The sequence below is a fragment of the Alteromonas sp. G4i35 genome, assembly GCF_054960375.1.
On record NZ_JBHNZD010000014.1, the window covers coordinates 1 to 24664 of the forward strand.

The window sequence follows — 24664 nt, forward strand, 5'->3', positions numbered from 1 at the left end:
CAACTTGGCTATACCCCAATATTGGTGCGGAAGGAGAGACTTGAACTCTCACGCCGTGAAGCACTGGAACCTAAATCCAGCGTGTCTACCAATTCCACCACTTCCGCAATGTAGACTTCCAATTAAGGAATAAGTAAAAGTTGGTGGCTACGGCGAGATTCGAACTTGCGACCCCATCATTATGAGTGATGTGCTCTAACCAACTGAGCTACGTAGCCTAAACTTTTATCTTCAATAAAAAGCCGCTCGATGAGCGGCTTCTCAAGAATTTGGCTGGGGTAACAGGACTCGAACCTATGAATGGCGGGATCAAAACCCGCTGCCTTACCAACTTGGCTATACCCCAAATGGTGCGGAAGGAGAGACTTGAACTCTCACGCCGTGAAGCACTGGAACCTAAATCCAGCGTGTCTACCAATTCCACCACTTCCGCGTAGACGCTAGCTATAATAGTCATTCAAAAAGAATGGCTGGGGTAACAGGACTCGAACCTATGAATGGCGGGATCAAAACCCGCTGCCTTACCAACTTGGCTATACCCCAGTCGTGGTGCGGAAGGAGAGACTTGAACTCTCACGCCGTGAAGCACTGGAACCTAAATCCAGCGTGTCTACCAATTCCACCACTTCCGCGCAGCTAGACTTTCCTAAAAGAGATAAGTGAGAATTGGTGGCTACGGCGAGATTCGAACTTGCGACCCCATCATTATGAGTGATGTGCTCTAACCAACTGAGCTACGTAGCCTTGCTATTCTCTTCCCTCTCAGGAAGTGGCGCGTATTATGCGTATATGACTGGCAACCGTCAACCCCTTTTTTACTAACTTTTTTTAAATGCTCATTAAGTGTGCGCATTAGGGCGAAATACGCGCAAAAAGCCGTGAAATTGAACAACTTGCACGAAATAAGCTAGCTATTTACCACGCTTTGTTACTGGTTTTTGTTTGGTAATAACATACGTCAATAGGGCGCGGGCCATACGTATTGTCATGAAAAAACGGGTTATCTAAGTTTCTTCCTGTGTTTGCCCGTTTTTTATATTCTTCATGATGCGGCGTTTGTAAGAAATAAGGTGCCGCGTTGTTTGCATGCACAAAAGCCTGCTTAATTTTGCTTTCTTGCGTTATATCATCTAGAACGCCACCTCTGTCCATATTTCCTCGCGGCAACTTTTGAAGCACATCCATACCGTGCAGTACGCGACCAACGACCGACATATTTCTGTCTAAGTGTCGTGGTGCTTGCCCAATCACAATATAAAACTCCGTACTGGCTGTATCTTTCTCGCTATTGCGAGCAAACGCCACAACACCTGGGCAATGAAGTCCCCACATTTCTTTTCGGCTTTTATCAATGCCTACTGGAAAGCCATCTAAAAATCCGGTGTTAGGCGCAAACATATCCTTGCTCTCAACTACGTTGACATTGCTATTGAGCGGTTGGGTAAATTCAGCGTTGATTGGCTTAAGCAGTGTCGGCGGAAATTTTGAGGCATCGTGAGTATCGTTACTGCCTGCTTGTGCCACAAACCCGTCTACTACACGATAAAATGCTTGTTCGTTATAAAAGCCTGCGTCTATTAAACTTTTAAATCTGGCCACATGTTTCGGCGCAAGGGCAGGGTGAAGCGCAATAACTACATCGCCATATGCAGTTTTAAACGTCACAGTATTACTCTGAGGAACTTGATACCAACTGGCAGTGTTACTTGCTAATGCTGGTGCCTTTTCAACAGCATCGCTACTGATTTGTGAATTCACTGGATTAGTTTGAGGTTCACTGGCAAAAGAAAAATTAGCCAGGCTTAAGAAGCACAACACTTTAATTGAGGTTTTTATTACTGAAAATCGTTTGGCGTGCTGTGATTTGCTGCAAGTTAAAGGGCGTGAAGCGCAAAGCTGATTAATAGTCATTACAAAAGCCGTTAGTTTTTTACTAGTTATATCAGGCCTATGTGCGCTTCACAATTATTTGCTAGAAACAAAAAAGCCACCTTGCGGTGGCTTTAGTAAACAGTGCTAATATCTACAATAGAAATTACACGTTAAAGCGGAAGTGAATAACGTCACCGTCTTTAACAATATAGTCTTTACCTTCTAAACGCCATTTGCCTGCGTCTTTCGCACCTTGCTCGCCATTGAACTCAACGAAGTGCTCGTAGCCTACGATTTCAGCGCGAATGAAGCCTTTTTCGAAGTCGGTGTGAATTTTACCTGCCGCTTGTGGTGCAGTTGAGCCTTCAGGGAAGGTCCACGCACGTACTTCTTTTACGCCTGCAGTAAAATAGGTTTGTAATGTAAGAAGACTGTAACCCGCACGAATTACGCGGTTAAGACCTGGTTCTTCTAGACCCATGTCTTGCATAAACTCTTCGCGTTCGTCGTCTTCAAGCTCAGCAATATCAGACTCGATTGCCGCACACACTGCAACTACAGTGGCATTTTCGCCTGCTGCAATTTCTTTAACCTGATCAAGATACGGGTTGTTTTCAAAACCGTCTTCATTCACGTTTGCAATGTACATGGTTGGCTTAAGGGTAAGCATGTTCATGTAGCTGATTGCCGCAAGCTCTTCTTTAGTCAGCTCAAGTGAACGTAGTAACAAGCCTTCGTCTAGGTGCGGCTTAATCTTCTCAAGCACTTTCATTTCGTACTTGGCATCAGCATCGCCACCTTTGGCGCGCTTAGCAACACGGTGAAGTGCTTTTTCTGTCGTTTCTAGGTCAGCAAGTGCAAGCTCGGTGTTAATAACATCGATATCGTCTTTAGGGCTAACGCGACCTGCAACGTGAACAATGTTCTCATCGTCAAAGCAGCGTACTACGTGACCAATAGCGTCAGTCTCACGGATGTTAGCAAGGAATTTGTTTCCTAAACCTTCACCTTTAGAGGCACCTTCAACCAAGCCAGCAATGTCTACGAATTCCATGGTAGTAGGAATAACGCGCTGAGGCTTTACGATTTCAGCCAACTTGTCCAAACGAAGATCTGGCACAGGAACAACACCTGTGTTTGGCTCGATAGTACAAAACGGGAAGTTTGCCGCTTCTATACCTGCTTTAGTTAATGCATTGAAAAGTGTTGATTTACCTACGTTTGGTAGGCCAACAATACCGCATTTAAAACCCATGGTATGGATCCTTAGTTTGGAAAAGTGATAACTGGCTAGGTTTACCCTTTGTGCGAGTGTAACCTGTTTTGTGCTTGCTTAAGGTCTTCTTTCAGCAAAATTTCTGTACAGCGTACCGCTTCATCGATGGCACTTTCAATGGCTGCTTTTTCTTCTGCTGGTGGTTTTCCAAGAACATGGCCGGTAACGCGGCTTTTATGACCTGGATGACCAATACCTATGCGCAAACGCAAAAAATTCTTGTTGTTACCCATTTTAGCCACAATGTCACGCACGCCATTTTGACTAGAGCTTCCGCCCACTTTGTATTTTGCAACACCTGGGGGTAAATCTAACTCGTCAAACGCTACTAATATTTGTTCTGGTTCTATGCGGTAAAAGTTAGCCAGTGCTGCTACGGCTTGTCCACTTTTATTCATAAAGGTAGTGGGGTAGAGCAAACGGATATCTTTGCCTGCAATGGTAATGCGAGCAGTTTTACCGAAGAATTTGGTTTCTGGTTTTAGCGGGGCGTTGTAGGTGTCGGCTAGTTGGTTGAGAAACCATTCACCGGCATTGTGTCGGGTATTTTCATATTCGGGGCCTGGATTACCCAGACCCACGATAAGGCGGATATCAGCCAAGAGGATTATTCCTCAGAAGCTGCTTCTTCGCCGTCTTCTTCTGCGTCAGCCGCTTTAGGAGCAGGCTTAACAGTTACAACCGCTAGGTCGTGAGCTTCGTCGTTCTTCGCAAGTTCTACTGAAGAAACGCCAGCTGGAAGAGTTAGGTCAGAAAGGTGTAGCGTTTGACCCATTTCAACACCAGCCATGTCTACTTCGATGAACTCAGGAAGGTTCTTAGGTAGACAAGTAACTTCGATTTCAGTTACGTGGTGCTCAGCAATACCGCCAGCTTTAACAGCAGCAGATTTCTCTTCATTTACGAAGTGAAGTGGTACGTTAGTGTGAACGTCTTGACCAGCGATTACACGTTGGAAGTCAATGTGTGTGATCTTTGGCTTGAACGGGTGACGTTGCATATCTTTAACTAGAACTTCAACAACTTTACCGTCAAGGTTAATCTCAAGAACGTGAGAATAAAACGCTTCAAAGTCAGCAGAGTTGTTTACTTTGTTATGATCTAGTGTGATAGAAACTGGTGCTTCTTCACCACCGTAGATGATACCAGGAAGCTTATCTTCGCGACGTAGGCGGCGGCTCGCACCTTTCCCTAGGTCTGTACGAACAGAAGCGTCTAGTTTGAAATTTGCTTCAGACATTGTCTGTCTCCAAAAATATAAGTCTAATAATGTGGATTTTTGCGACCAAAACCCACGGTAAAATGATGTTAATTACGTTAAAAAGTAATTTTCTATGCGCAATAAAACACCAGCCCAAAATTCAAGGGCGGCGAATTCTAACACCACCTACCAAAACATACAATTACAAAGGCAGATAAAATATCCAGCTAAGCAAATGCAAGTATTTGCGTTACTCACAATAAAAGAAGCGCACCTTGGCGCGCTTCTATCATATTTATAGAAAAAAGCATTTTGTTAAGACTAACTTGACCGCTAATTGTCTCTTTCCAAAGGCTCAATAAGATCAACAGGCCTTAGGAACATAGCAACTTTTTACACAAGCGTTTACTTCGTCAGCACCACTCTGTAATGGGCTTTACCTTCTCTTAATCGAGCAATAGCCTCATTTACGTCATCAAACTTGAAGGTTTCGGTCACAGGTTCAATATTGTGGTGTGCAGCGAAATCTAGCATGGTTTTAATGGTCGCGGGGCTTCCCACTGGCGAACCTGACACACTTTTCTGACCACCAATTAAGTTAAACGCACCAATATCTAGAGGTTCAAGGGTGGCGCCTACAAAGTGAAGCCGGCCTTTCGGTGCCAATGTAGATAGATACAAGTTCCAGTCAAGCTTTACATTTACGGTTGAAATAATTAAGTCAAACCGACCGCGCGCTTTTTTAATCTCATCTTCATCACGGCTATTAATCGTATCTGACGCACCTAGCTCTAGCGCTTCCTTCTTTTTAGATTCGCTAGAAGTGAACGCTACTACCTTACATCCCCATGCATTTAAAAACTGCAGAGCGAGATGGCCCAGACCGCCAATACCAACTACACCCACTTCACTGGTTGGGCTAATACCAAACTGGACAAGAGGGTTGAAAACGGTAATACCTCCGCAAAAAAGAGGGCCTGCCTTTGTGCTATCGATAGCATCGGGAAGGGGAATAACGGCACGTGCTTGGGCGCGCACTTTATCTGCAAATCCACCGTGACGACCACCTATGGTCATCGTAGCATCGGCACACAGGTTATGATCGCCTTCTTCGCAGGTTCTACAACTATTACAGTAGCCTGAATGCCAGCCTAAACCGACACGCTGTCCCACCTTAAGTGACGTTACATGTTCACCTATTTGGCTAATTGTGCCGACAACCTCATGACCAGGCACAAAGGGATATTCTGTCATGCCCCATTCATTATCGAGCATGCTTAGGTCGCTGTGGCAGATACCACAGCTTTCAACGTCTATTTCAACGTCATGTGAGCCAAGCTTACCGGGGTCGTATTGAAACTTTTCCAGTTTTCCACCCGCTTCTTTAGCGGCATATGCATTTATCATCAATAACCGTCCTTTTAAGTGTTGCAGTGCAACATTCACGCGTACGCAAAAATTCTATAATTGCTAAATCGCTAGCTTAATTACCTTTATGAATAATTTGCTACACGCAAAGCTATATTCGCGATCATTGTGTTTGCAGGTTATCAATGACTTTACTGGTATCGAGTACTTTAACGCTTGATACTTGAAGCACCGTACCGAATTGTGTAAAGGTCATCATATCAGGTTTAGGCATACCTTTAACTTCCACAACAAGGCCGTTCTTTTGATAAGTTTCATCTAAACCATGTAGCGTATAGCGATCGCCATTTTCAGCAATAAAAGCGTAAAAACCGCCTTCGAGATCTTTATAAATAATACTGCCCTTCATGGTGACTTCACCTTTTGCATTATCTTCTACGGCTTCAGCCTGAGTAACTGGTTCGGCTACCAGTTCCTTGGGCATAGAACTCTTATCATTAGCTTGAACTGTGGAAGATTTGTCTTTCATTTCAGTTCCTTGTTTCTCAAGATCTGCTTGTTTCACTGAGTCGTCATCTCCAGAGCAGCCCGCTGTATTTAAAAGGGCAGCAATTACTGCAACAAGGCATAGTGTTTTTGTTTTCATTTTATGTCCTTAATATTAGTTTTAACGCACAACAATTCTTAACGTTAAACCTAAAATTGATGAAAAGAAAGTCACATTAACGAGTCGGAAAACGGCAATAAAGTATATTTAAGGCGTAAACGGAATGTGTTTGGCTTGATGTACTGTTCTTATTCTTAAGGCGATGTTCGCTTTCAAAGAAAAAAGAAAGGTAAAAAAAGAGCCGGCGCCACTTACCATGGGCCAGCTCTTTGGTAGGAGTAACAATATTTAAATTTTAGTATTCAAACATTGCTGAAATAGACTCTTCGTTGCTGATACGACGAATAGTTTCTGCAAGCATCTCAGATAAAGTAAGCTGTTTTACTTTTCCAATTTGCTTCATCTCTGCACTTAGTGGGATAGAGTCGGTAACGATAATTTCGTCAATAACAGACTCTTTAAGATTGTTTGCAGCGTTGCCTGAAAAGATAGCGTGAGTCGCGTAAGCATAAACACGGCGCGCGCCATGTGCTTTAAGTGCTTCGGCTGCTTTTGCAAGCGTACCGCCTGTATCAATCATGTCATCGACAATGATGCAGTCTCTGTCTTTTACGTCACCAATGATGTTCATTACCTGAGCCACGTTCGCTTTAGGGCGACGCTTATCGATAATGGCAAGGTCGGTGTCGTTAAGTAGTTTCGCAGTAGCACGTGCACGTACAACACCGCCAATGTCAGGAGAAACGACTACAGGGTCGGCAAAATCACGTCTTACCATGTCAGCAAGAAGGATAGGAGTACCGAATGCGTTATCCACCGGAACATCAAAGAAACCTTGAATCTGTTCGGCGTGTAGGTCGATAGTAAGTACGCGGTCAACACCAACGTTAGACAGGAAGTCAGCCACTACTTTCGCAGTAATTGGCACCCTAGCTGAACGAACACGACGGTCTTGGCGTGCATAACCAAAGTAAGGAATTACTGCTGTAATACGACCAGCTGATGCGCGACGTAGTGCGTCGATCATCACAATAAGTTCCATAAGGTTATCGTTAGTAGGCGCACACGTAGACTGGATAATAAAAACGTCCGAGCCACGGACGTTTTCATGAATTTCTACGCTGATTTCACCGTCACTGAAACGGCCAACTTTGGCATTTCCAAGTTTGGTGTAGAGGCGATCGGCAACTTTCTGGGCAAGTTCTGGTACGGCATTACCTGCAAAGAGCTTCATATCTGGCACAAGTGGTTCCTCAGTGCGTTGATAAAAGAGGTTTGGCTGGGGTAGCAGGACTCGAACCTACGAATGGCGGGATCAAAACCCGCTGCCTTACCAACTTGGCTATACCCCAATTTTTAAGTTCTTGTCCGATGTGGCGTACACGCTATCTTTGTTGTTCTAATTTATCTAATAGTGGTGAGCGATTCACACCTTTTGCGACAAAACTCTGCCAAGTTTCAGGCATTTGAGCCCTAACTTGTTCGGCTAAAGTGTAGTCAGAAAAAGTGGCAAACACGCATGCACCTGTGCCCGTCATTCGCGACGGTGCGTAGTGTACCAACCACTGTAATAATTTTGCAACTTCAGGATAGCGATTCGCGACTAATTGCTGACAATCATTCCAAGTTTTTTCAAATTTATAGTCTTCCCAACGTATCGCAGGTGTATTTCTGGGCAAATCCGGCGAGGTGAACACTTCTGCTGTACTGACATGAACATTTGGGTTCGCTACAAGAAAATACTGTTCTTTTTGGGGAGCTGGCGTTATGTCTTCTCCAACGCCTCCTGCAAATGCTGTTAGACCTCGCACAAAAATAGGTACGTCAGCGCCTAAAGATAACCCAAGCTCAGCCAGTTCATCTTCACTTAGCCCTGTGTTCCAAAGGTGATTAAGCGCCACTAACGTGGTGGCTGCATTCGAAGAACCCCCGCCAATGCCGCCCCCCATAGGAAGGCGCTTGTCTAACGAAATAACGGCACCTTCATTACATTTTGTTTTTGTTGCCAGCAGCCGCGCTGCTTTTACAATTAAATTGTGATCGTCCGGAACCCCATCCAGTGGGGTTTCCATGCGAATCGTTGTGTCGTCTGTACTTATGTCAAAGGCGAGTGCATCGCCGTAATCTAGCATTTGAAACAGACTTTGAAGCTGGTGATAGCCGTTGTCGTAGCGGCCAAGTATATGCAAGAAAAGATTCAGTTTAGCGGGGGAAGGCCACCAATCTTTATGTTCTGAAACAGATGAGTTCACTACAGAGTCCACTGATAAATTTTAATTTTAAGCTGAGTATTAGGCATGTCCGGCGTTTCATTCTGGGTAAGCGTTATGCTGTGAGGCAACCATACAGATGTGCCATCATCTAGTTCAACACTACCGTAATTACCATAAGCAACTTGCCAATTGCGGCAACCTCGGCAATAGCTTTCAAGGGTATTAACCAATCCTTTTTCAGTTAGGGTGAATTTATCACCGTCCAGCGGTAGTCCTTTTACCCAAGACAACAGTGATTCCACCGGAATGACCATTCCCGTAATCTGATAAATAAGTGGTTCTGGTAAAGCATCAACGTACGTTTCACCGTCAGCCTCTAATACCGACTGCTGCTGGGTAACATTAAGGTTTACCAGACTTACCCCTAAAAAATTGGTTAATCGAAAATCAAAATCACCGGAATCGTTTTTCCAGACTAAATTAAGGCTGGCCGCTTCCTTTCCTTGGCGAAATGCAATTTTTCCGCGCATTTGCCACTGATGTACTTCAGCAACTTTTTCAAGTTGGGCCGTGAGGTTTACCGCGTTTTCTGGGCCTTTGGGAGCGGTTGTGCATGCGCTCAGTACGAAGCAGAGAAACAACAGTAGGGAAATAAAGCGAATCATTAAGGCGCGTTACCTGTATAAAAATAAAACACATTTAATTGTGACATTATGGGAACACAGTTTCACCAACACTTTCAATCATTTTGGGTTTTTCGTACAATGCCGCTCCGACGTTGCCAGCACAGATTTTAATGACTTTACTCGCCCTCGGTATTAACCACAAAACAGCACCAGTAGCACTTCGCGAAAAAGTGGCCTTTACACCAGATTCTCTGGTGGAAGCGCTTGCGAGTTTAAAAAAGCTGGAAGGCGTAGATGAGTCTGTCATTGTATCGACCTGTAACCGCACTGAGCTATACGTCAATACTCAAGACGACACCGGCCAAAAGCTTCTACAATGGTTAAGTGACTTCCATCACTTGGATGTAGAAGAGATTGCCAATAACAGCTATGTGCTCGCGCAGGATGAAGCGGTAAAGCACATTATGCGTGTAGCCAGCGGACTTGATTCACTGATTTTGGGTGAACCTCAAATCTTAGGTCAGGTGAAGCAGGCGTTTGGTGATGCAAAACACTCAGGTATGGTGAGCAGCGAATTTGATAAGCTGTTTCAACATACGTTTTCGGTGGCGAAGCGAGTTCGCAGTGAAACAGATATAGGTGCAAACGCGGTAAGCGTGGCATATGCAGCCGTTCAGTTGGCCAAGCATATATTCGCTGAACTACCAAAACGTTCAGTGTTATTAGTGGGAGCTGGCGAAACCATTGAGCTTGTGGCTCAACATTTGAAAGAGCAGGGCGTGAGCTGTTTGGCGGTGGCGAATAGAACCGTAGCCCGCGCAGAGGCCTTAGCCGAAACACTAGATGCGAGTGTGTTTACCTTATCGCAAGTGCCAGAGCACTTAAAAGACTTTGATATCGTGATAAGCTCTACCGCTAGCCAACTGCCCTTAATTGGCAAGGGGATGGTGGAGAAAGCCCTTAAACAGCGCAAAAATATGCCGATGTTTTTGGTGGACTTGGCGGTACCACGAGATATTGAGTCAGAGGTTAACGAGCTAGGCGATGCCTATCTTTATACTGTTGATGACCTGCAGCATATTGTTCAGAAGAATTTAGAAAACCGCGAGCAAGCAGCAAAAGAAGCCGAAAAGCTCATAGACAAACAAGCTGGCGACTACATGACGTGGAAGCAGTCGCAGCAATCGATAGATTTAGTAAGACAGTATCGCCAAAAAGGCATGGCACAGCGTGACGATATTGTGGAAAAAGCCAAAGCGCAATTAGCGGAAGGTAAAAATGCCGAAACGGTATTAGAAGAAATGGCGTATAAATTAACCAATACGCTATTGCACCCAACAACCTTAGCGTTACGCGAGGCTGCCATGCACGATGACCCGGCATTGAGCCGATGGATGGGACAGGCATTAGATTTATCTGACTTTTCGTCAGACGATAATAAATAAGGTAATAAAAAGCATATGAAAGAGTCGGTAGTTAGGAAACTCGAACACTTAGTCGAGCGTTTCGAAGAAGTTCAGGCGTTGTTAGGCGACCCTGGAGTTATCGGCGATCAAGATAAGTTTCGCAACTTGTCAAAAGAGTTTAGTCAGCTAGAAGATGTAGTGGCAGGCTTCAATGCTTATCAGCAAGCACAAGAAAACTTGGCTTCAGCGCAGGAAATGTTGAACGAAGATGACGCTGAAATGCGCGAGATGGCACAGGAAGAGATGAAAGAAGCCAAGGCGGAAATTGAACGCCTTGAAACTGAACTTCAGGTGCTACTTCTGCCTAAAGATCCTAACGATGACAACAACTGTTTCTTGGAAATTCGCGCAGGTGCAGGTGGTGACGAAGCGGCAATATTCGCAGGTGACTTGTTCCGCATGTACAGCCGTTATGCCGAAAGTCGTGGCTGGCGTGTAGAGTTGGTTAACGCCAATGAAGGTGAGCACGGCGGTTATAAAGAGGTCATTGCGAATGTTAGCGGCGATGGCGTGTACGGCGTATTGAAATTCGAGTCGGGCGGTCACCGCGTACAGCGTGTACCAGAAACCGAATCACAAGGCCGTATCCATACCTCGGCATGTACCGTGGCGGTATTACCAGAAATTCCAGAGTCGCAGGCAATTGAAATTAATCCTGCAGAGCTTCGCATCGATACCTTCCGTGCATCAGGTGCGGGTGGTCAGCACGTTAACAAAACCGACTCGGCGATTCGTATTACTCACTTGCCAACAGGCTTGGTAGTGGAATGTCAGGACGAGCGTTCACAGCACAAAAACCGTGCGAAAGCGATGTCGGTACTTCAAGCGCGCTTAAATCAGATTGAAGAAGAAAAGCGAGCAGCAGAAGAGGCTTCTACTCGTAAGAGCTTAGTCGGTAGCGGTGACCGCTCTGAGCGAATTCGTACTTATAACTTCCCGCAGGGACGTGTAACCGACCACCGTATCAACCTGACTATTTATCGTTTAGACGAAGTAGTGGAAGGTGATCTGAAACAGCTTATCGACCCAATTTTGCAAGAGCATCAGGCCGATCTACTGGCCTCTCTTTCTGACGAATAACGCTGTCTTGTTACACAAACTGTTTATAGAAAAACAATGCGCATAGACAACGCCTTAGCATGGGCTGCTGAGCAACTAGAGGGTGGGGAGTCACCCTCTGTTGATGCAAAAGTCATGTTGGCGAACATTCTAGGTAAGTCACAAACTTATCTATTCACATGGCCTGATAAAACCTTGGATGCCGACCAGAAAGCGCAATTTGAAGCGGATGTGGCCAAGCGTAAACGGGGTGAGCCCGTGGCGTATATTATCGGCAAGCGTGATTTCTGGACCCTGTCACTGTTTACCTCGCCAGATACATTAATTCCACGACCGGATACAGAAGTATTGGTTGAGCACGTGCTTAATTGGGCAAATCAACAATCCTCTGCATCCCTATCAATCTGTGATTTGGGAACCGGTACGGGCGCCATTGCGCTGGCATTAGCGAGCGAACTGCCAGAAACATCCGTTACTGGCGTAGACTACCAAGAGGGGGCGGTGAAGCTTGCTACCCGCAATGCTCAAGCTAATAGCATAGCCAATGCGCATTTTGTGCAAAGTGACTGGTTTAGTGCGCTGGCAGGTCAAACCTTCGACATTATTGTTTCAAACCCACCTTACATAGAAGAATCCAGTCCATACCTTAATGAGGGCGATGTGCGTTTTGAGCCTAAAACAGCATTAACTTCGGGTAGTGATGGTCTAGACGACATTAAACACATAATCAATAACGCACCTCAATACCTCAATAAAGGCGCGCTGCTCGCATTCGAACACGGTTTTGACCAAGGGGCAGCGGTTAACGCTTTGCTTGCAGATGCGGGATTTATAGACGTCAAAACTATTAAAGACTACGGCGACAATGACCGTGTAACGCTAGGACAGTGGCAGTAGGTTTTAACCTTCAAAGAAGTTATCTTTTCTGTAGTTATCAAAATTTAATTGCAAACTTGCTTATATTTTGTTTTACATTAGTATCTATTAAGCGGTTGTAAGACCTCAAAAAGCGCTAGAATATACCAATCTGCATAGATAATTACCCACTCAGCGAGAGTTAAAATGTTCGTAATCGCGGCGTGTTACCGTAGTTATAGTGGTTCTACATCAAGGTGACACAACAAAGAGTACGGACATTTTAAACTCGCCCTTCGGGAAGGTCTGGCAAGCTTCCTAGCTGCATTCTGGGAATTTAAAAGGGAACAGCCATTCCTGCATTCCCACGCTTTGCTAGGAAACTTGCCAGCGCCTTCTGAATGGGCAATTATCTATGCGGATTGGTATTGAACAATCTCTTACACTACAGGACGTACCAGATGAATGATGACTTTCTTTTCGCAGAAGATGACGATGAAAATGAAGTAGATGATCTGGGTAGCTGGAAAGTACTCATTGTTGATGATGAACCCGAAGTACACGCCGTTACCAAGCTGGCGCTAAATGACTTTAGTTTAAATGGCAAAACCCTTGAGTTTGTTAGTGCCTATAGCGGAGAGGAAGCGAAGGCCATTTTCAAAACCCATGATGATATCGCCGTTGTGTTACTTGATGTTGTTATGGAGACTGATGACGCCGGTCTTAAAGTGGCGGAGTATGTTCGTAACGAATTAGACAATCATTTCACGCGTATTATTTTGCGTACTGGTCAACCTGGCCAAGCCCCTGAAAAAGATGTCATCATTAATTACGACATCAACGACTACAAGTCGAAAACCGAACTGACCGCGCAAAAACTTTTTACTGTTATCATTGCAGCGCTCCGCTCATATCGAGATATTATCGTTATCGAAGAAAATAGACGCGGCCTTGAAAAAATTATAGATGCGTCTGTGGATTTATTTTCCTCCCGTTCCCTCGAAAAGTTCATGCAGGGCATCATTCAACAGCTGGCATCTATTCTGGGCTGTTCAAAGGATGCAGCCTACATTACTACAGCGGTGGCAACCACATCGCGTACTATTAATACCAGCAACAACAAACTGGGTGACGACGAACTATATGTTTTTGCTGGCAACGGTGAGTACGCCAGTAAGGAAGGGGTGCCTTTAAAAGACGCGATTAGCGCACAAGAATATGCCCTGTGCGCAAGAGCCATGCGCGATAAGCAAATTGTTTATGCAGAAGATCACGTTGTGGCTTATTGCAACAGTAAAAGCCACAATGGCGCACTCTTGTACTTGTCAGGATTGCCGAGACGAATAGGGGAAAGTGATCGTCATCTGGTAAAACGCTTTTCAGACAGTGTTCAGCTTGCTTTTGACAACGTACTTAAAACCGTAGATGTTGAAGCGACGCAGAAAGAAATAATTGAGCGTTTAGGTCGAGCGTTAGAGCATGAGTCAAATGCATCAAATAATCTCACAAGAATGGTTGAAATGGCGCAACTGTTGGCAGAAAAGGTTGGGCTGAACGAGCAAGACATCCACGCATTACGCCTTGCCGTGCCACTCCATGATATTGGGACGTCTATAGTGCCTAAATCTATTTTGCACAAAACGACGCCGTTAACCGAAGAGGAAGTATTTAAAATACGTCAGCATGCTGAATTTGGTTACCAGATTTTGCGAGATTCAAGCCGGCCCACTATCCAACTTGCAGCAATGTTAGCAAAGCAGCATCACGAACGCTGGGATGGAAAGGGATATCCAGACGGGCTTAAAGGCGAAGAAATTGATATAAAAAGCCGTGTTGCCACGTTAGTTGATGTGTTTGATGCACTGTTAAACGCAAGGCCGTATAAGCCAGCGTGGACAATTGATAAGGTTGAAGCCGTATTGAAAGAGGAAAGTGGCAAGCACTTCGACCCTGATTTAGTTCAGTGTATGCTAAATGACCTTCCGGCCTTTATGGCAATTCAAGCTCAATTCCCTGACGCATAATGATTTATTTCTCCGTTATTTACGTACTGTAATACGTTACAATAACAGCCTTTAAACAGGCGCCATAATTAAAACCAAGGCAGGTGCTACATGCACCTGTTTTTTTGAGTCTGCTACTCGTATTCTGAGTCTGTTGAATTTTGCATTGCTGTAAAACTAAATCGGCTCAATTAACACCTGTGATAAAGTAACCAGAAGCAGCCTTACTATCTAATAAGAACAGGAACACATTATGTACATGATGGCTAAACACCTTCACATGACCGCCGTTGGCTTGAGCATATTATTTTTTGTCTTTCGCTTTATATGGAGTCAATTCGACGCTACAGCACTTAGCAAAAAATGGGTTAAAATTCTCCCTCATATCATTGATACCGTGCTATTAGCCAGCGCAATTTGGCTATGCATTATTTTATCTCAATATCCTTTAGTTAATGCATGGCTCACATTTAAAGTTGTGGGCGTGGTGCTGTACATAGTGTTTGGATTGTTTGCATTGAAAAAAGCCAAAACAGCGTTAGGCAAATGGAGCATTTTCGTAGCAGCGCTTGTTGTGCTTATGGCAACGGCTATGGTTGCTGTAACCAAACAACCTCTTTTTTAAGATTTAATTGGAAATAGATAATGTCTGAATCTCAACAGATTATTAATGTAGGTAACGTTGACGTTGCCAACCACTTGCCGTTTGTTCTGTTCGGTGGAATGAACGTACTTGAGTCTCGCGATCTCGCTATGCGTATTGCAGAACACTATGTTGAAGTAACGCAAAAGCTCAATATTCCGTACGTTTTTAAAGCCTCGTTTGATAAAGCGAACCGTTCATCTGTGACTTCTTACCGTGGGCCTGGCATGGAAGAAGGGTTGCGTATTTTTGAAGAAATTAAGTCGACCTTTAACGTTCCGCTTATCACTGATGTGCACGAACCGCACCAAGCAGCTCCCGTAGCTGAAGTGGTGGATGTAATTCAACTGCCTGCTTTCTTGGCGCGCCAAACCGACCTTGTGGTTGCAATGGCAAAAACCGGTAGCGTTATCAATGTGAAAAAGCCTCAATTCTTAGCACCGCATGAAATGCGTCACATCATAGGAAAACTAGGCGAAGCGGGGAACGATAAGGTTATTCTTTGTGAGCGTGGTAGCTGCTTTGGATATAACAATTTAGTTGTGGACATGCTTGGCATGGACGCAATGAAAGAATATGCCCCAGTAATATTTGATGCGACTCACGCACTTCAAATGCCGGGTGGCCGTGCGACGTCTGCAGATGGTCGTAGAGCGCAAGCTGCACAGTTGGCCAGAAGTGGTATGGCATTAGGTTTGGCAGGGCTATTTATAGAAGCGCATCCTAATCCTGATGAAGCACTATGTGATGGGCCTTGCGCACTGCCGTTGGCAAAATTAGAGCCTTACTTGCAGCAGATGAAAGCACTAGATGAATTGGTGAAAGGTTTTGACGCGTTAGATACAAGTAATACCTAAGCTAGTATTTGATGGCGTATGCCGGTGCAAGCACCGGCATGCGTATCAGGTGTGTGAGTTGCTTATTCCGCTTCAGAAACGTTTACGCGCTCTTCACCTTTTGTCATTGCTAATAAGTTCTTGTGAAGCTGAACTTGCGTCTCTTCAGCTAAAATCGCTTTAGACTGCTTTTTCACAACAATGTGCGCATCGTTTTCTGGCAGTACTTCGGCCATTTTTACGCTGGTCATTGCTGTGTTGATTAACGATTGTAGATTGATCTTTTCTGGTTGTGCGTTAGCATTTGCAGCAGCGCTTACAAAAGCCATTACAGAAACACTAGCTAAAAGTAATTTTTTCATTTTCACACCTAATAAAAATAATTAAATAATTGTTGATGAATGTTAAAATGTTTAACAAATGTTCATCATAAAATGCTGAAATTAAAAGTTCTTTTTTAATTTCGGGTAAATTATAGTCAGTGGGTGGTGAAAAATAAAACGAGTAAAAGTATGGGTTGTCATTAGAAAAACTAATGAATTTGTCATGCTTCGGTCACACTGGATTAAAAACGATATATGCATCGACGTTTACCCCCTCTCAACGCCTTGAAATCGTTTGAAGCGGCTGCTCGCCATTTGAGCTTTACTAAGGCTGCCGATGAGCTGTTTGTTACGCAAGCTGCCGTTAGCCACCAGATAAAAGCGCTTGAAGATTTCTTATCGATGAAGCTATTTCTTCGAAGAAATAGAACCCTGCTTCTAACCGAAGAAGGTCAAGCTTATTTTCTTGAGCTAAAAGATATCTTCAAAAACTTACAAGATGCGACAGAAAGGCTACTTGCGAAGGGCAGTAAAGGTGCTATCACGGTAGCGATGCCGCCCAGCTTTGCGAGCCAATGGCTGGTACCCCGTATTCATAAGTTTAGTTTGGCGCATCCAGACATCGACGTACGCATCAAGGCAGTTGATTTCGATGAAGGCTTCTTAGAAGACGATGTAGACGTTGCGATATATTACGGTAAAGGTCGTTGGGCTGGTCTTCAAGCCGACCAGCTACATCGAGAGTTTCTTACTCCGCTTTGCTCTCCAATGCTTTTTCAAGGCCCCAAACCTTTATCCAGCCTGTCTGACTTACGGCACCACGTGTTGCTTCACGACTTAAGCCGTACTGCATGGAAAAATTGGTTGAAGCATGTAGGTGTGGTTGGCGTAAACGTTAACCAAGGACCGGTTTTTAGTCACTCCATGCTAGTTTTGCAAGCCGCTGCACTCGGTCAAGGCATTGCGTTGGGTAACACGGTACTTGCAAGGCCGGAAATTGAAGCGGGAAGGCTAGTTATGCCGTTTGAAGAACGAGTGGAGAGTCGCGATGCGTTTTATCTCGTGTGTGAGGAATCACAGGCTGAACTCGGTAAGATTGCGGCATTTAGAGACTGGATCTTAGCGCTGGTCGAAGCTGAACAAGAGGACTTGTTGTAATATGACTAAGTTGAACACCATTGCTGAGCAGCCTAGTTTTGACATTGAATTGCATGAAGCCGATAAGCCCTTAGCGTGTTTGATACTAGGCCATGGAGCCGGCGCCGGTAAGGAGCATGAGTTCATGCAAGACATTGCGAAGGAACTTGTTGCTAGAGGTATATCAACCGTTCTTTTTAACTTTCCCTATATGCAAACCATAAAAGCTACCGGTAAGCGTAGGCCTCCCGATAAAGCCGATAAACTTATGTCACATTTTACTGCGGTGATTGAAACCTGCAGCAAAGATAACAAAGCCTTGCATAACTTGCCTGTGTTCATCGGTGGAAAGTCGATGGGCGGGCGTATGGCGACCATGGTGTACGAAGCGGTGAGCAATGTAAAAGGCGCGATAGCGCTGGGCTATCCGTTCCATCCTCCTGGTAAGCCAGAAAAAACACGCACCGACCATCTGCAAACGGCGTCTAAGCCTTTGCTTATTATTCAGGGAGAACGAGATACCTTTGGTACAAAGAGCGAAGTAGAGGATTACAAAAAGCGCAGCGTATTATCTACAGAGATTGAATGCGCCTATTTAGACGACGGCGATCACAGTTTTAAGCCTCGCAAAGCAAGTGGCAAAACGCAGGAAGAACATATTGTTACCGCTGCCACGCTTACCGCTTCTTTTATTGAAGCCCATTTAAATAATTAATGATGAATTAGAAATCAGAGCGAAAGACTAATTTAATGAAAACTGAAAAACTTGGGTTTGCCACCGTTGCTAAACCTTATCTTATTGCAGGCGCATTGCTAGCGGGCCTTTCGGTCATATTAGGTGCGTTCGGCGCACATGGATTAAAAAGCGTGTTAACTGCACAGCAGCTCAACACCTTTGAAATTGGCGTGCGTTATCAAATGTATCACGCATTAGCCTTGCTGCTTTTACCTGCGCTGTCAGGCGTTATCTCATCGACGTGGGCTAATCGGGTAGCGTTTTGTTTCGTTACCGGAACTGTGTTGTTTAGTGGAAGTTTATACGCGCTAGGAATAAGCAGCATAAAATGGTTTGGCCCGATAACCCCTTTGGGTGGCATGTTCTTTATTATTGGATGGGTGTTGTTAGTGATTGGACTGATAAAAGGTCATGATTTAAATAAGAAACAAAAAGAAGAGCAGAACAAAGCTCACCACACGCCGGGGAAAGGTAATGTCTAACACCAGTATTTTGGGTTATTGCCGACCTGGGTATGAAAACGATACGGCTAACGAACTTACATCTCGATATGGTGAAGCCCAATGTTATGGCTACCCAGTGTCGAAGAAGAACAGTGGCTTTGTACTTTATCACTTATATGATGGCTCGCAGCTAGAGCAAACCATTACTCAGTTTGCTGTTCACGACAGTATTTTTCCTCGTCAGCTGGTGGCAGTTTTTGCCACTCTTACCGATATAGAAAAAGAAGACAGAGTAGGGCAAGTGCTTGAAGCCCTAAAAGAGGTAGAAAAACCATTTCAAATTTTTGGCGCCATAGACGTCGAATACCCAGATACAGAAGAAGGTAAAACCCTCGCAAAGTTCTGCCGGAAGTTTACGGTTCCTCTTCGCCAAGCCCTAAGAAAGGCGGGATGGCTCACCGCAAAGGAAAACTTAGGTAAACCAAAGCTACATATTTTCTTTGAGTCATTTGAGATTTGCCATATTGGCTATACATTACCCAGTCATGCTAGTGGCGATCACTTGGGTATTTGCCGGTTAAAGTTCCCAAGTGATGCGCCGAGCCGCTCGACGCTTAAACTTGAAGATGCTTTAGTGAATATGCTGAGCGACAAACAGCAGGCTAAGGTACTTCGAAGCGGTGGACGTGCCGTGGACCTAGGTGCATGCCCGGGTGGTTGGACATATCAGCTAGTGAAGCGCGGAATGTATGTTGAAGCTATCGACAATGGACTTGTAGCCGATAGTTTAATGAACACGGGCTTGGTTGAACATCACGCGGCAGACGGGTTTACCTATCGACCACAATTTGGTCGTGTAGATTTGCTGGTATGTGATATGATAGAGCAACCCGATAGGGTAGCTAAATTGATGGGTGATTGGTTAGTTAAGCACTGGGCAACGCACGCAATATTCAATTTAAAGTTACCTATGAAACAACGTTATGAAACTGTAGTTGAAGCCATGACGTTGCTAAGAGGCCGATTAAATGCCTTGGAAGATGCATTTGCGGTGAAGGTGAGGCATCTCTACCACGACAGAGATGAAGTTACAGTAACAATTGTTCGCACTTCAAAAGATGAGGTGTGATTTTGTTATTTTTCAAAAAAGTGTCATTAATTAATAAGTTGTTGATACTTAAAGAAAAGAATTAATGGTGGCGCGGATTTTAGCAAACGAATTTAAGGTTTATGCTAAAAAAGGTGTAAATCTGGTATAGAAATCCTTTATAATCCGGCCGTTTTTTTACTCTGAACCAATGAAAGTGAACTAATGTCAGACTTATCTCATTACAGAAACATTGGTATTTTCGCCCACGTAGACGCGGGTAAAACTACCACAACAGAACGTATCTTGAAGCTTACTGGTAAAATCCATAAAACTGGTGAGGTTCACGATGGTGAATCAACAACTGACTTCATGGAGCAGGAAGCTGAGCGTGGTATTACCATCCAGTCAGCGGCAACAACCTGTTTCTGGAAAGATCATCGCATGAACATCATCGATACTCCGGGACACGTTGACTTTACAGTTGAAGTATATCGTTCACTTAAAGTACTAGACGGCGGTATCGGTGTATTCTGTGGTTCTGGCGGTGTTGAGCCTCAGTCAGAAACTAACTGGCGTTATGCTAACGAATCAGAAGTTGCGCGTGTAATCTTCGTAAACAAACTAGACCGTATGGGTGCAGACTTTTACCGTGTAGTTGGCCAAGTTAAGAAAGTACTTGCTGCTAACCCACTAGTAATGACGCTTCCAATCGGTATCGAAGACGAGTTTACAGGTGTTGTTAACCTTCTAGATATGAAAGCGTACATCTGGGACGATTCAGGTCTTCCTGAAAACTACGAAGTTGTAGATATCCCAGCAGATATGGTTGATAAGGCTAACGAGTACCGTGAGCAACTAATCGAAACTGCTGTTGAGCAAGATGACGACCTAATGATGGCTTACATGGATGGTGAAGAGCCGTCTCTAGAAGACATCAAGCGTTGTATCCGTAAAGGTACTCGTGACCTAGCGTTCTTCCCAACATACTGTGGTTCTGCATTTAAGAACAAAGGTATTCAGCTAGTTCTTGACGCGGTTGTAGACTTCCTACCTTCTCCAACAGAAGTTGATCCACAAGATCTAACTGACGAAGAAACGGGTGAGCCTACTGGTGAAGTTGCAACAGTATCTGTTGACGAGCCGTTCCGTGCACTTGCGTTCAAAATCATGGACGACCGTTTCGGTGCCCTTACGTTTATCCGTATCTACTCTGGTAAGCTAAACAAAGGCGACACTATTCTTAACAGCGCAACGGGTAAAACTGAGCGTATCGGCCGTATGGTTGAGATGCACGCTGATGAACGTACTGAACTTACTTCAGCACAAGCAGGTGACATCCTAGCTGTTGTTGGTATGAAGAACGTTCAAACTGGTCACACACTATGTGATCCTAAGCACCCATGTACACTAGAGCCAATGATCTTCCCTGAGCCAGTAATCTCGATTGCTGTTAAGCCAAAAGACAAAGGCGCTAACGAAAAGATGTCTATCGCTATCGGTAAACTAGTAGCAGAAGACCCATCTTTCCAAGTTGAAACTGACGAAGATTCTGGCGAAACCATCCTTAAAGGTATGGGTGAGCTTCACCTAGATATCAAAGTAGACATCTTGAAGCGTACTTACGGCGTTGAGCTAGAAGTTGGTCAACCTCAAGTTGCTTACCGTGAAACTATCACACAAGCAGTTGAAGACAGCTACACGCACAAGAAGCAGTCTGGTGGTTCTGGTCAGTTCGGTAAGATTGATTACCGCATCCGTCCGGGCGAAACTAACTCTGGCTTCAAGTTCACATCTACTGTTGTGGGCGGTAACGTTCCTAAAGAATTCTTCCCTGCAATCGAAAAAGGTTTTGCAGGTATGATGGAAGTAGGTCCTCTAGCGGGCTACCCAGTACTAGACGTTGAAGTTGAGCTATTCGACGGTGGTTTCCACGCAGTTGACTCATCAGCAATCGCGTTCGAAATTGCAGCGAAAGGTGCATTCCGTCAGTCAATGCCAAAAGCAGGTCCTCAAATTCTTGAGCCTGTGATGAAAGTTGACGTATTCAGCCCAGAAGACAACGTTGGTGACGTAATCGGTGACCTTAACCGTCGTCGTGGTATGATCAAAGACCAAGAAGCTGGCGCTACTGGCGTTCGTATCAAGGCTGACGTACCTCTATCTGAGATGTTTGGTTACATCGGTCACTTACGTACTATTACATCTGGTCGTGGTCAGTTCTCTATGGAATTCAGCCACTACTCAGCATGTCCTCAGAACGTAGCTGACAAAGTAATTGAAGAAGCAAAAGCACGTAAAGCTGCTAAGTAATTAGCCTTTGCGAACGTAAGCTGACCTTGGGTTAGCTTACGCTTCAAGAAATACTAAAAAGCCGGTCGCATGACCGGCTTTTTTTATGTCGAGTGTCCCATCCTGAAATACGTTTAGTACATCTTATATGGCAGAAACTTACCTGACATAACTACGCTGACACGGTCACCTTTAGGATCGTTTTCGCGCTGTAAATCCATAGAAAAATCAATGGCACTCATGATGCCGTCGCCAAACTCTTCATGAATTAATTCCTTTAATGTAGTGCCATACACACTCACTAATTCATACCAGCGGTAAATAAGTGGGTCGGTAGGGACTTCTGTGGGTAACGAGCCTTTGTAAGGCACGATTTGAAGCCAGGCAATCGCTTCGTCGGTAAGCTCAAGTAACTCACCCACGGCTTCAGCTTGCTGTTTTGTCATGGCCATTTGTCCTAAGCAAGCTGCTGTACTCCATTCTTTTGATTGACCAACAACTTCGGCAATCTGGCTCCACTTTATGCCTTTTAAAATTTTGGCTGACTGGATCATGTCGGTAACTTGGGTTCTCGATGTAATCATTTACATTTCCTTAAAGGGTTAGTTAAACAAAATGAGCGTAACTAGATTGCTAAAAATAAGTGCCAGTATTAGCACCTTGTACACAAAAAGAGGGTGTCGTTTTACTAACGGCTCGTACGCCGTATGTTGTGATGGATTTGGGTAGCGAAGCGAAAAAAGAAACTCAGATAGTGAAGAAAATCGCTTATCAGGGTTCACATGCAAAGCACGTTTAAGGGCGCTATCAACCCAATTAGGTATTGGTCGATTAGGAGCCAGTGCGGTTTGGTATTTTAACTTTTTCTGCTCGGCCAGCGTGCGACAGTGAGCGAGCTTTGTGCCATAGGGGTAACGCCCGCACAAAAGATAGTAGGTGAGTACGGCTAAGGAGAACAGATCAGAGCGCTCTGTGCCAACATTTCCTAAAAAGTATTCAGGTGCGGAAAAAAGTGCAGCGCCAGGAATAGGTGTGTCACTATAGAGGCTTGGGGCATCGGCTAAGGCTGCTGAACCCAAATCTATAATTGTACACTGCCCTTGTTCGCTAATAATAATATTGTCGGGGCGTATATCCCTATGAACAATGCCCTGACGGTGCATTGCCTGTAAACCTTTACCAACCTGCTCGATTATATTTCTAACTTGCTCTAATGGCGGCGTAGGATTATCAACAGCCCATTGAGCTAGCGTTTGACCTTGTACATATTCACTTACGCTGTAAAAAGCAGAAGGAGAGTACGGTAAACCCAAATCAGTAAACGTTGGGCTTTTAATAACGTGTGCCGAATTAATCCGTCTCGAAAACCAGCTCTCTATTAGGAACCCATTAATCATTTCTGGTGATAGGGTAAAATCGGTAGCCGGCGTTTTTACAACCACAGGGCTTTTTGTGTGCGTAGCTTCACAAGACGAACTGGTGGCAATAAAGACATGGCTTCGGGCCGACGTATAAAGCTGTCGTTCTAGCTTCAGTCCATCAACATCATCACCCGTTTTGAAGTTTGCGGCAGCAGAGTCTTCGCATACTTGTTCATCAGACTGCTGATTTGAGTAATGAATCGCAGCATCAGAAACCTCAGAATTGGTTATCAGTTGGTCGCCCAATGACCTGTTAAGTACAGATGAATGGGGTGAAGTTGAAACGCCTGTATACAGTGGGTGTCTGTGATCGTCTAGGCCATCATGGCTAGCTACAAGAACCTTTACGAGAAGTAAGGTGAGGTTGTCATCGCTTCCTCTAGTAAATGCCTCATGTACTACCAACGCAGCTTGGTTTTCAGAAAGCGTATCGGCCTCACTGATTTTCATAAGAATGGTGGGTAGCGAAACAAACTCATAAACCCCGTCGCTACTTATCGAAAACGTGCTCGATGAGTTGAGGGTGAGTGTTGTGTGGTCGATGTCTATATGTGCTTGAACGCCTAATGCTTTAGTAAGATAACTCTGCGAAGGCTCACTTTCCGATACTTTACGATGAGGTTTTGTGAGTAAGACAGGCGACTGTGCGTTCTTAGAAATAGCCTGAATTTGACAATCCCCCACATGAAATACATCCATGTGATTGCCTGTTACCACCGCCACTGTTAACGTGCACACATAACCTTTTTCTGGTGTATAGCAGAAGGGACTTCTTTGCGTACGTGTGTAAAGCAGCGCGTTTATCTCTTTAATAATGGTTTCAGCGCGCGTCTTAACCGACCATTGTTCCGGCGCCATATTAAACAGTTTAATAAACTGACTGGTAGCAAAGTCGCTAGCAACTTGGCTAACCGTACTGCTACTTACACCGTCGGCGATAACAAAAACGCTGCTTTGATCTGGGTTATCAGAAACATGAAAAGCGTATGCATCTTGGTTTATCGCTTTAACGCCGGCTGTAGAAAATGCACTTACACTGAGCGTGTTAGCTGGTGGGTTAATTGGGGCGTTTAACGCGGCTCGCTCATTCATGTTTAATTGCTTCTTACCTGCATATTTAATTATGAGCCCAATTAGTTATTTCCAAGGAAACGGATAACGCCATCATGACGTGTCTTGTAGGGACAAGGCATGATGGCT

The 24664-nt window shown here is 44.6% G+C and carries 23 protein-coding genes and 8 tRNA genes; 11 read left to right on the top strand and 20 right to left on the bottom strand.

All coding sequences use genetic code 11. The features are described from left to right. Positions 1-22: 22 nt before the first annotated feature. From ACFI6L_RS10410 to lolB, 17 genes are all read right to left on the bottom strand, one after another. Positions 23-107 (bottom strand) — tRNA-Leu (locus ACFI6L_RS10410). Between the two features lie 34 nt (positions 108-141). Then, positions 142-218 (bottom strand) — tRNA-Met (locus tag ACFI6L_RS10415). 52 nt (positions 219-270) lie between these two features. Then, positions 271-346 (bottom strand) — tRNA-Gln (locus ACFI6L_RS10420). 2 nt (positions 347-348) lie between these two features. Further along, a tRNA-Leu gene (locus ACFI6L_RS10425) sits at positions 349-433 on the bottom strand. Positions 434-467: 34 nt separating this feature from the next. Then, positions 468-543: transfer RNA gene (locus ACFI6L_RS10430), tRNA-Gln, on the bottom strand. A 4-nt stretch (positions 544-547) separates the two neighbouring features. Beyond that, positions 548-632: transfer RNA gene (locus tag ACFI6L_RS10435), tRNA-Leu, on the bottom strand. A 35-nt stretch (positions 633-667) separates the two neighbouring features. Then, positions 668-744 (bottom strand) — tRNA-Met (locus ACFI6L_RS10440). Between the two features lie 171 nt (positions 745-915). Continuing rightward, complete coding sequence (locus ACFI6L_RS10445; RefSeq protein WP_462573934.1) at positions 916-1911, bottom strand: peptidylprolyl isomerase; 996 nt, start codon at positions 1909-1911, stop codon at positions 916-918. 124 nt (positions 1912-2035) lie between these two features. Next, on the bottom strand, positions 2036-3127 hold the full coding sequence (gene ychF, locus ACFI6L_RS10450) for a redox-regulated ATPase YchF (RefSeq protein ID WP_075176301.1): 1092 nt from the start codon (positions 3125-3127) through the stop codon (positions 2036-2038). 41 nt (positions 3128-3168) lie between these two features. Continuing rightward, on the bottom strand, positions 3169-3750 hold the full coding sequence (pth, locus tag ACFI6L_RS10455) for an aminoacyl-tRNA hydrolase (protein WP_039225631.1): 582 nt from the start codon (positions 3748-3750) through the stop codon (positions 3169-3171). 5 nt (positions 3751-3755) lie between these two features. Next, positions 3756-4388 (bottom strand): 50S ribosomal protein L25/general stress protein Ctc, encoded by a 633-nt coding sequence (locus tag ACFI6L_RS10460; RefSeq protein WP_014976150.1) that lies wholly within the window; start codon positions 4386-4388, stop codon positions 3756-3758. A 366-nt stretch (positions 4389-4754) separates the two neighbouring features. Then, entirely contained in the window at positions 4755-5756 is a 1002-nt protein-coding gene (gene ahr / locus ACFI6L_RS10465) for an NADPH-dependent aldehyde reductase Ahr (RefSeq protein ID WP_014978887.1), read from the bottom strand. A gap of 124 nt (positions 5757-5880) precedes the next feature. Next, complete coding sequence (locus tag ACFI6L_RS10470) at positions 5881-6363, bottom strand: ribose-phosphate pyrophosphokinase (RefSeq protein WP_239301607.1); 483 nt, start codon at positions 6361-6363, stop codon at positions 5881-5883. 256 nt (positions 6364-6619) lie between these two features. Next, entirely contained in the window at positions 6620-7567 is a 948-nt protein-coding gene (locus ACFI6L_RS10475) for a ribose-phosphate pyrophosphokinase (RefSeq protein ID WP_014949014.1), read from the bottom strand. Between the two features lie 33 nt (positions 7568-7600). Continuing rightward, positions 7601-7676, bottom strand: a tRNA-Gln gene (locus tag ACFI6L_RS10480). A 33-nt stretch (positions 7677-7709) separates the two neighbouring features. Next, entirely contained in the window at positions 7710-8576 is an 867-nt protein-coding gene (gene ispE, locus ACFI6L_RS10485; protein ID WP_239301624.1) for a 4-(cytidine 5'-diphospho)-2-C-methyl-D-erythritol kinase, read from the bottom strand. After that, positions 8576-9202 carry a lipoprotein insertase outer membrane protein LolB gene (lolB, locus tag ACFI6L_RS10490; protein WP_131138404.1) on the bottom strand — a complete coding sequence of 209 codons (627 nt, stop codon included), beginning with the start codon at positions 9200-9202 and terminating at the stop codon, positions 8576-8578. The genes ispE and lolB overlap by 1 nt, the downstream gene beginning before the upstream one ends. 131 nt (positions 9203-9333) lie before the next feature. On the opposite strand from lolB, the gene hemA reads away from it, so the two are divergent. From hemA to kdsA, 6 genes are all read left to right on the top strand, one after another. Beyond that, on the top strand, positions 9334-10608 hold the full coding sequence (gene hemA / locus ACFI6L_RS10495; protein WP_014949017.1) for a glutamyl-tRNA reductase: 1275 nt from the start codon (positions 9334-9336) through the stop codon (positions 10606-10608). A 15-nt stretch (positions 10609-10623) separates the two neighbouring features. Beyond that, complete coding sequence (gene prfA / locus ACFI6L_RS10500; protein ID WP_014997976.1) at positions 10624-11709, top strand: peptide chain release factor 1; 1086 nt, start codon at positions 10624-10626, stop codon at positions 11707-11709. Between the two features lie 36 nt (positions 11710-11745). After that, a complete protein-coding gene (gene prmC, locus ACFI6L_RS10505; protein WP_462573936.1) occupies positions 11746-12585 on the top strand; it encodes a peptide chain release factor N(5)-glutamine methyltransferase in 840 nt (279 codons plus the stop codon). Between the two features lie 419 nt (positions 12586-13004). Next, positions 13005-14567: a DUF3369 domain-containing protein gene (locus ACFI6L_RS10510; protein ID WP_462573937.1), complete on the top strand. Its 1563-nt coding sequence runs from the start codon at positions 13005-13007 to the stop codon at positions 14565-14567. 232 nt (positions 14568-14799) lie between these two features. Continuing rightward, positions 14800-15171 (top strand): SirB2 family protein, encoded by a 372-nt coding sequence (locus ACFI6L_RS10515; protein ID WP_462573938.1) that lies wholly within the window; start codon positions 14800-14802, stop codon positions 15169-15171. A gap of 20 nt (positions 15172-15191) precedes the next feature. Further along, positions 15192-16046, top strand: a complete 855-nt coding sequence (gene kdsA / locus ACFI6L_RS10520) for a 3-deoxy-8-phosphooctulonate synthase (RefSeq protein ID WP_014949022.1) — start codon at positions 15192-15194, stop codon at positions 16044-16046. 62 nt (positions 16047-16108) lie between these two features. Here kdsA and ACFI6L_RS10525 read toward each other — a convergent pair whose 3' ends face one another. Continuing rightward, the gene (locus ACFI6L_RS10525; RefSeq protein WP_014949023.1) at positions 16109-16387 is read right to left on the bottom strand and encodes a hypothetical protein; all 279 of its coding nucleotides are present in this window, start codon (positions 16385-16387) and stop codon (positions 16109-16111) included. A gap of 216 nt (positions 16388-16603) precedes the next feature. Between ACFI6L_RS10525 and ACFI6L_RS10530 the strand changes: the two genes are divergently transcribed. From ACFI6L_RS10530 to fusA, 5 genes are all read left to right on the top strand, one after another. After that, positions 16604-17506 (top strand): transcriptional regulator GcvA, encoded by a 903-nt coding sequence (locus tag ACFI6L_RS10530; RefSeq protein ID WP_014949024.1) that lies wholly within the window; start codon positions 16604-16606, stop codon positions 17504-17506. 1 nt (position 17507) lies between these two features. After that, entirely contained in the window at positions 17508-18200 is a 693-nt protein-coding gene (locus ACFI6L_RS10535; RefSeq protein WP_338853378.1) for an alpha/beta family hydrolase, read from the top strand. 35 nt (positions 18201-18235) lie between these two features. After that, positions 18236-18703 carry a DUF423 domain-containing protein gene (locus ACFI6L_RS10540; RefSeq protein ID WP_462573939.1) on the top strand — a complete coding sequence of 156 codons (468 nt, stop codon included), beginning with the start codon at positions 18236-18238 and terminating at the stop codon, positions 18701-18703. Beyond that, positions 18696-19793: a 23S rRNA (cytidine(2498)-2'-O)-methyltransferase RlmM gene (gene rlmM / locus ACFI6L_RS10545; RefSeq protein WP_462573940.1), complete on the top strand. Its 1098-nt coding sequence runs from the start codon at positions 18696-18698 to the stop codon at positions 19791-19793. The genes ACFI6L_RS10540 and rlmM overlap by 8 nt, the downstream gene beginning before the upstream one ends. Positions 19794-19976: 183 nt before the next feature. Continuing rightward, positions 19977-22064 carry an elongation factor G gene (gene fusA, locus ACFI6L_RS10550; protein ID WP_061485411.1) on the top strand — a complete coding sequence of 696 codons (2088 nt, stop codon included), beginning with the start codon at positions 19977-19979 and terminating at the stop codon, positions 22062-22064. Between the two features lie 113 nt (positions 22065-22177). On the opposite strand, the gene cynS is transcribed toward fusA, so the two are convergent. Together cynS and ACFI6L_RS10560 are read right to left on the bottom strand one after the other, a co-directional pair. Then, the gene (cynS, locus tag ACFI6L_RS10555) at positions 22178-22627 is read right to left on the bottom strand and encodes a cyanase (protein WP_014949029.1); all 450 of its coding nucleotides are present in this window, start codon (positions 22625-22627) and stop codon (positions 22178-22180) included. 18 nt (positions 22628-22645) lie between these two features. Beyond that, a complete protein-coding gene (locus ACFI6L_RS10560) occupies positions 22646-24556 on the bottom strand; it encodes a protein kinase domain-containing protein (protein ID WP_462573941.1) in 1911 nt (636 codons plus the stop codon). Positions 24557-24664 lie beyond the last annotated feature (108 nt).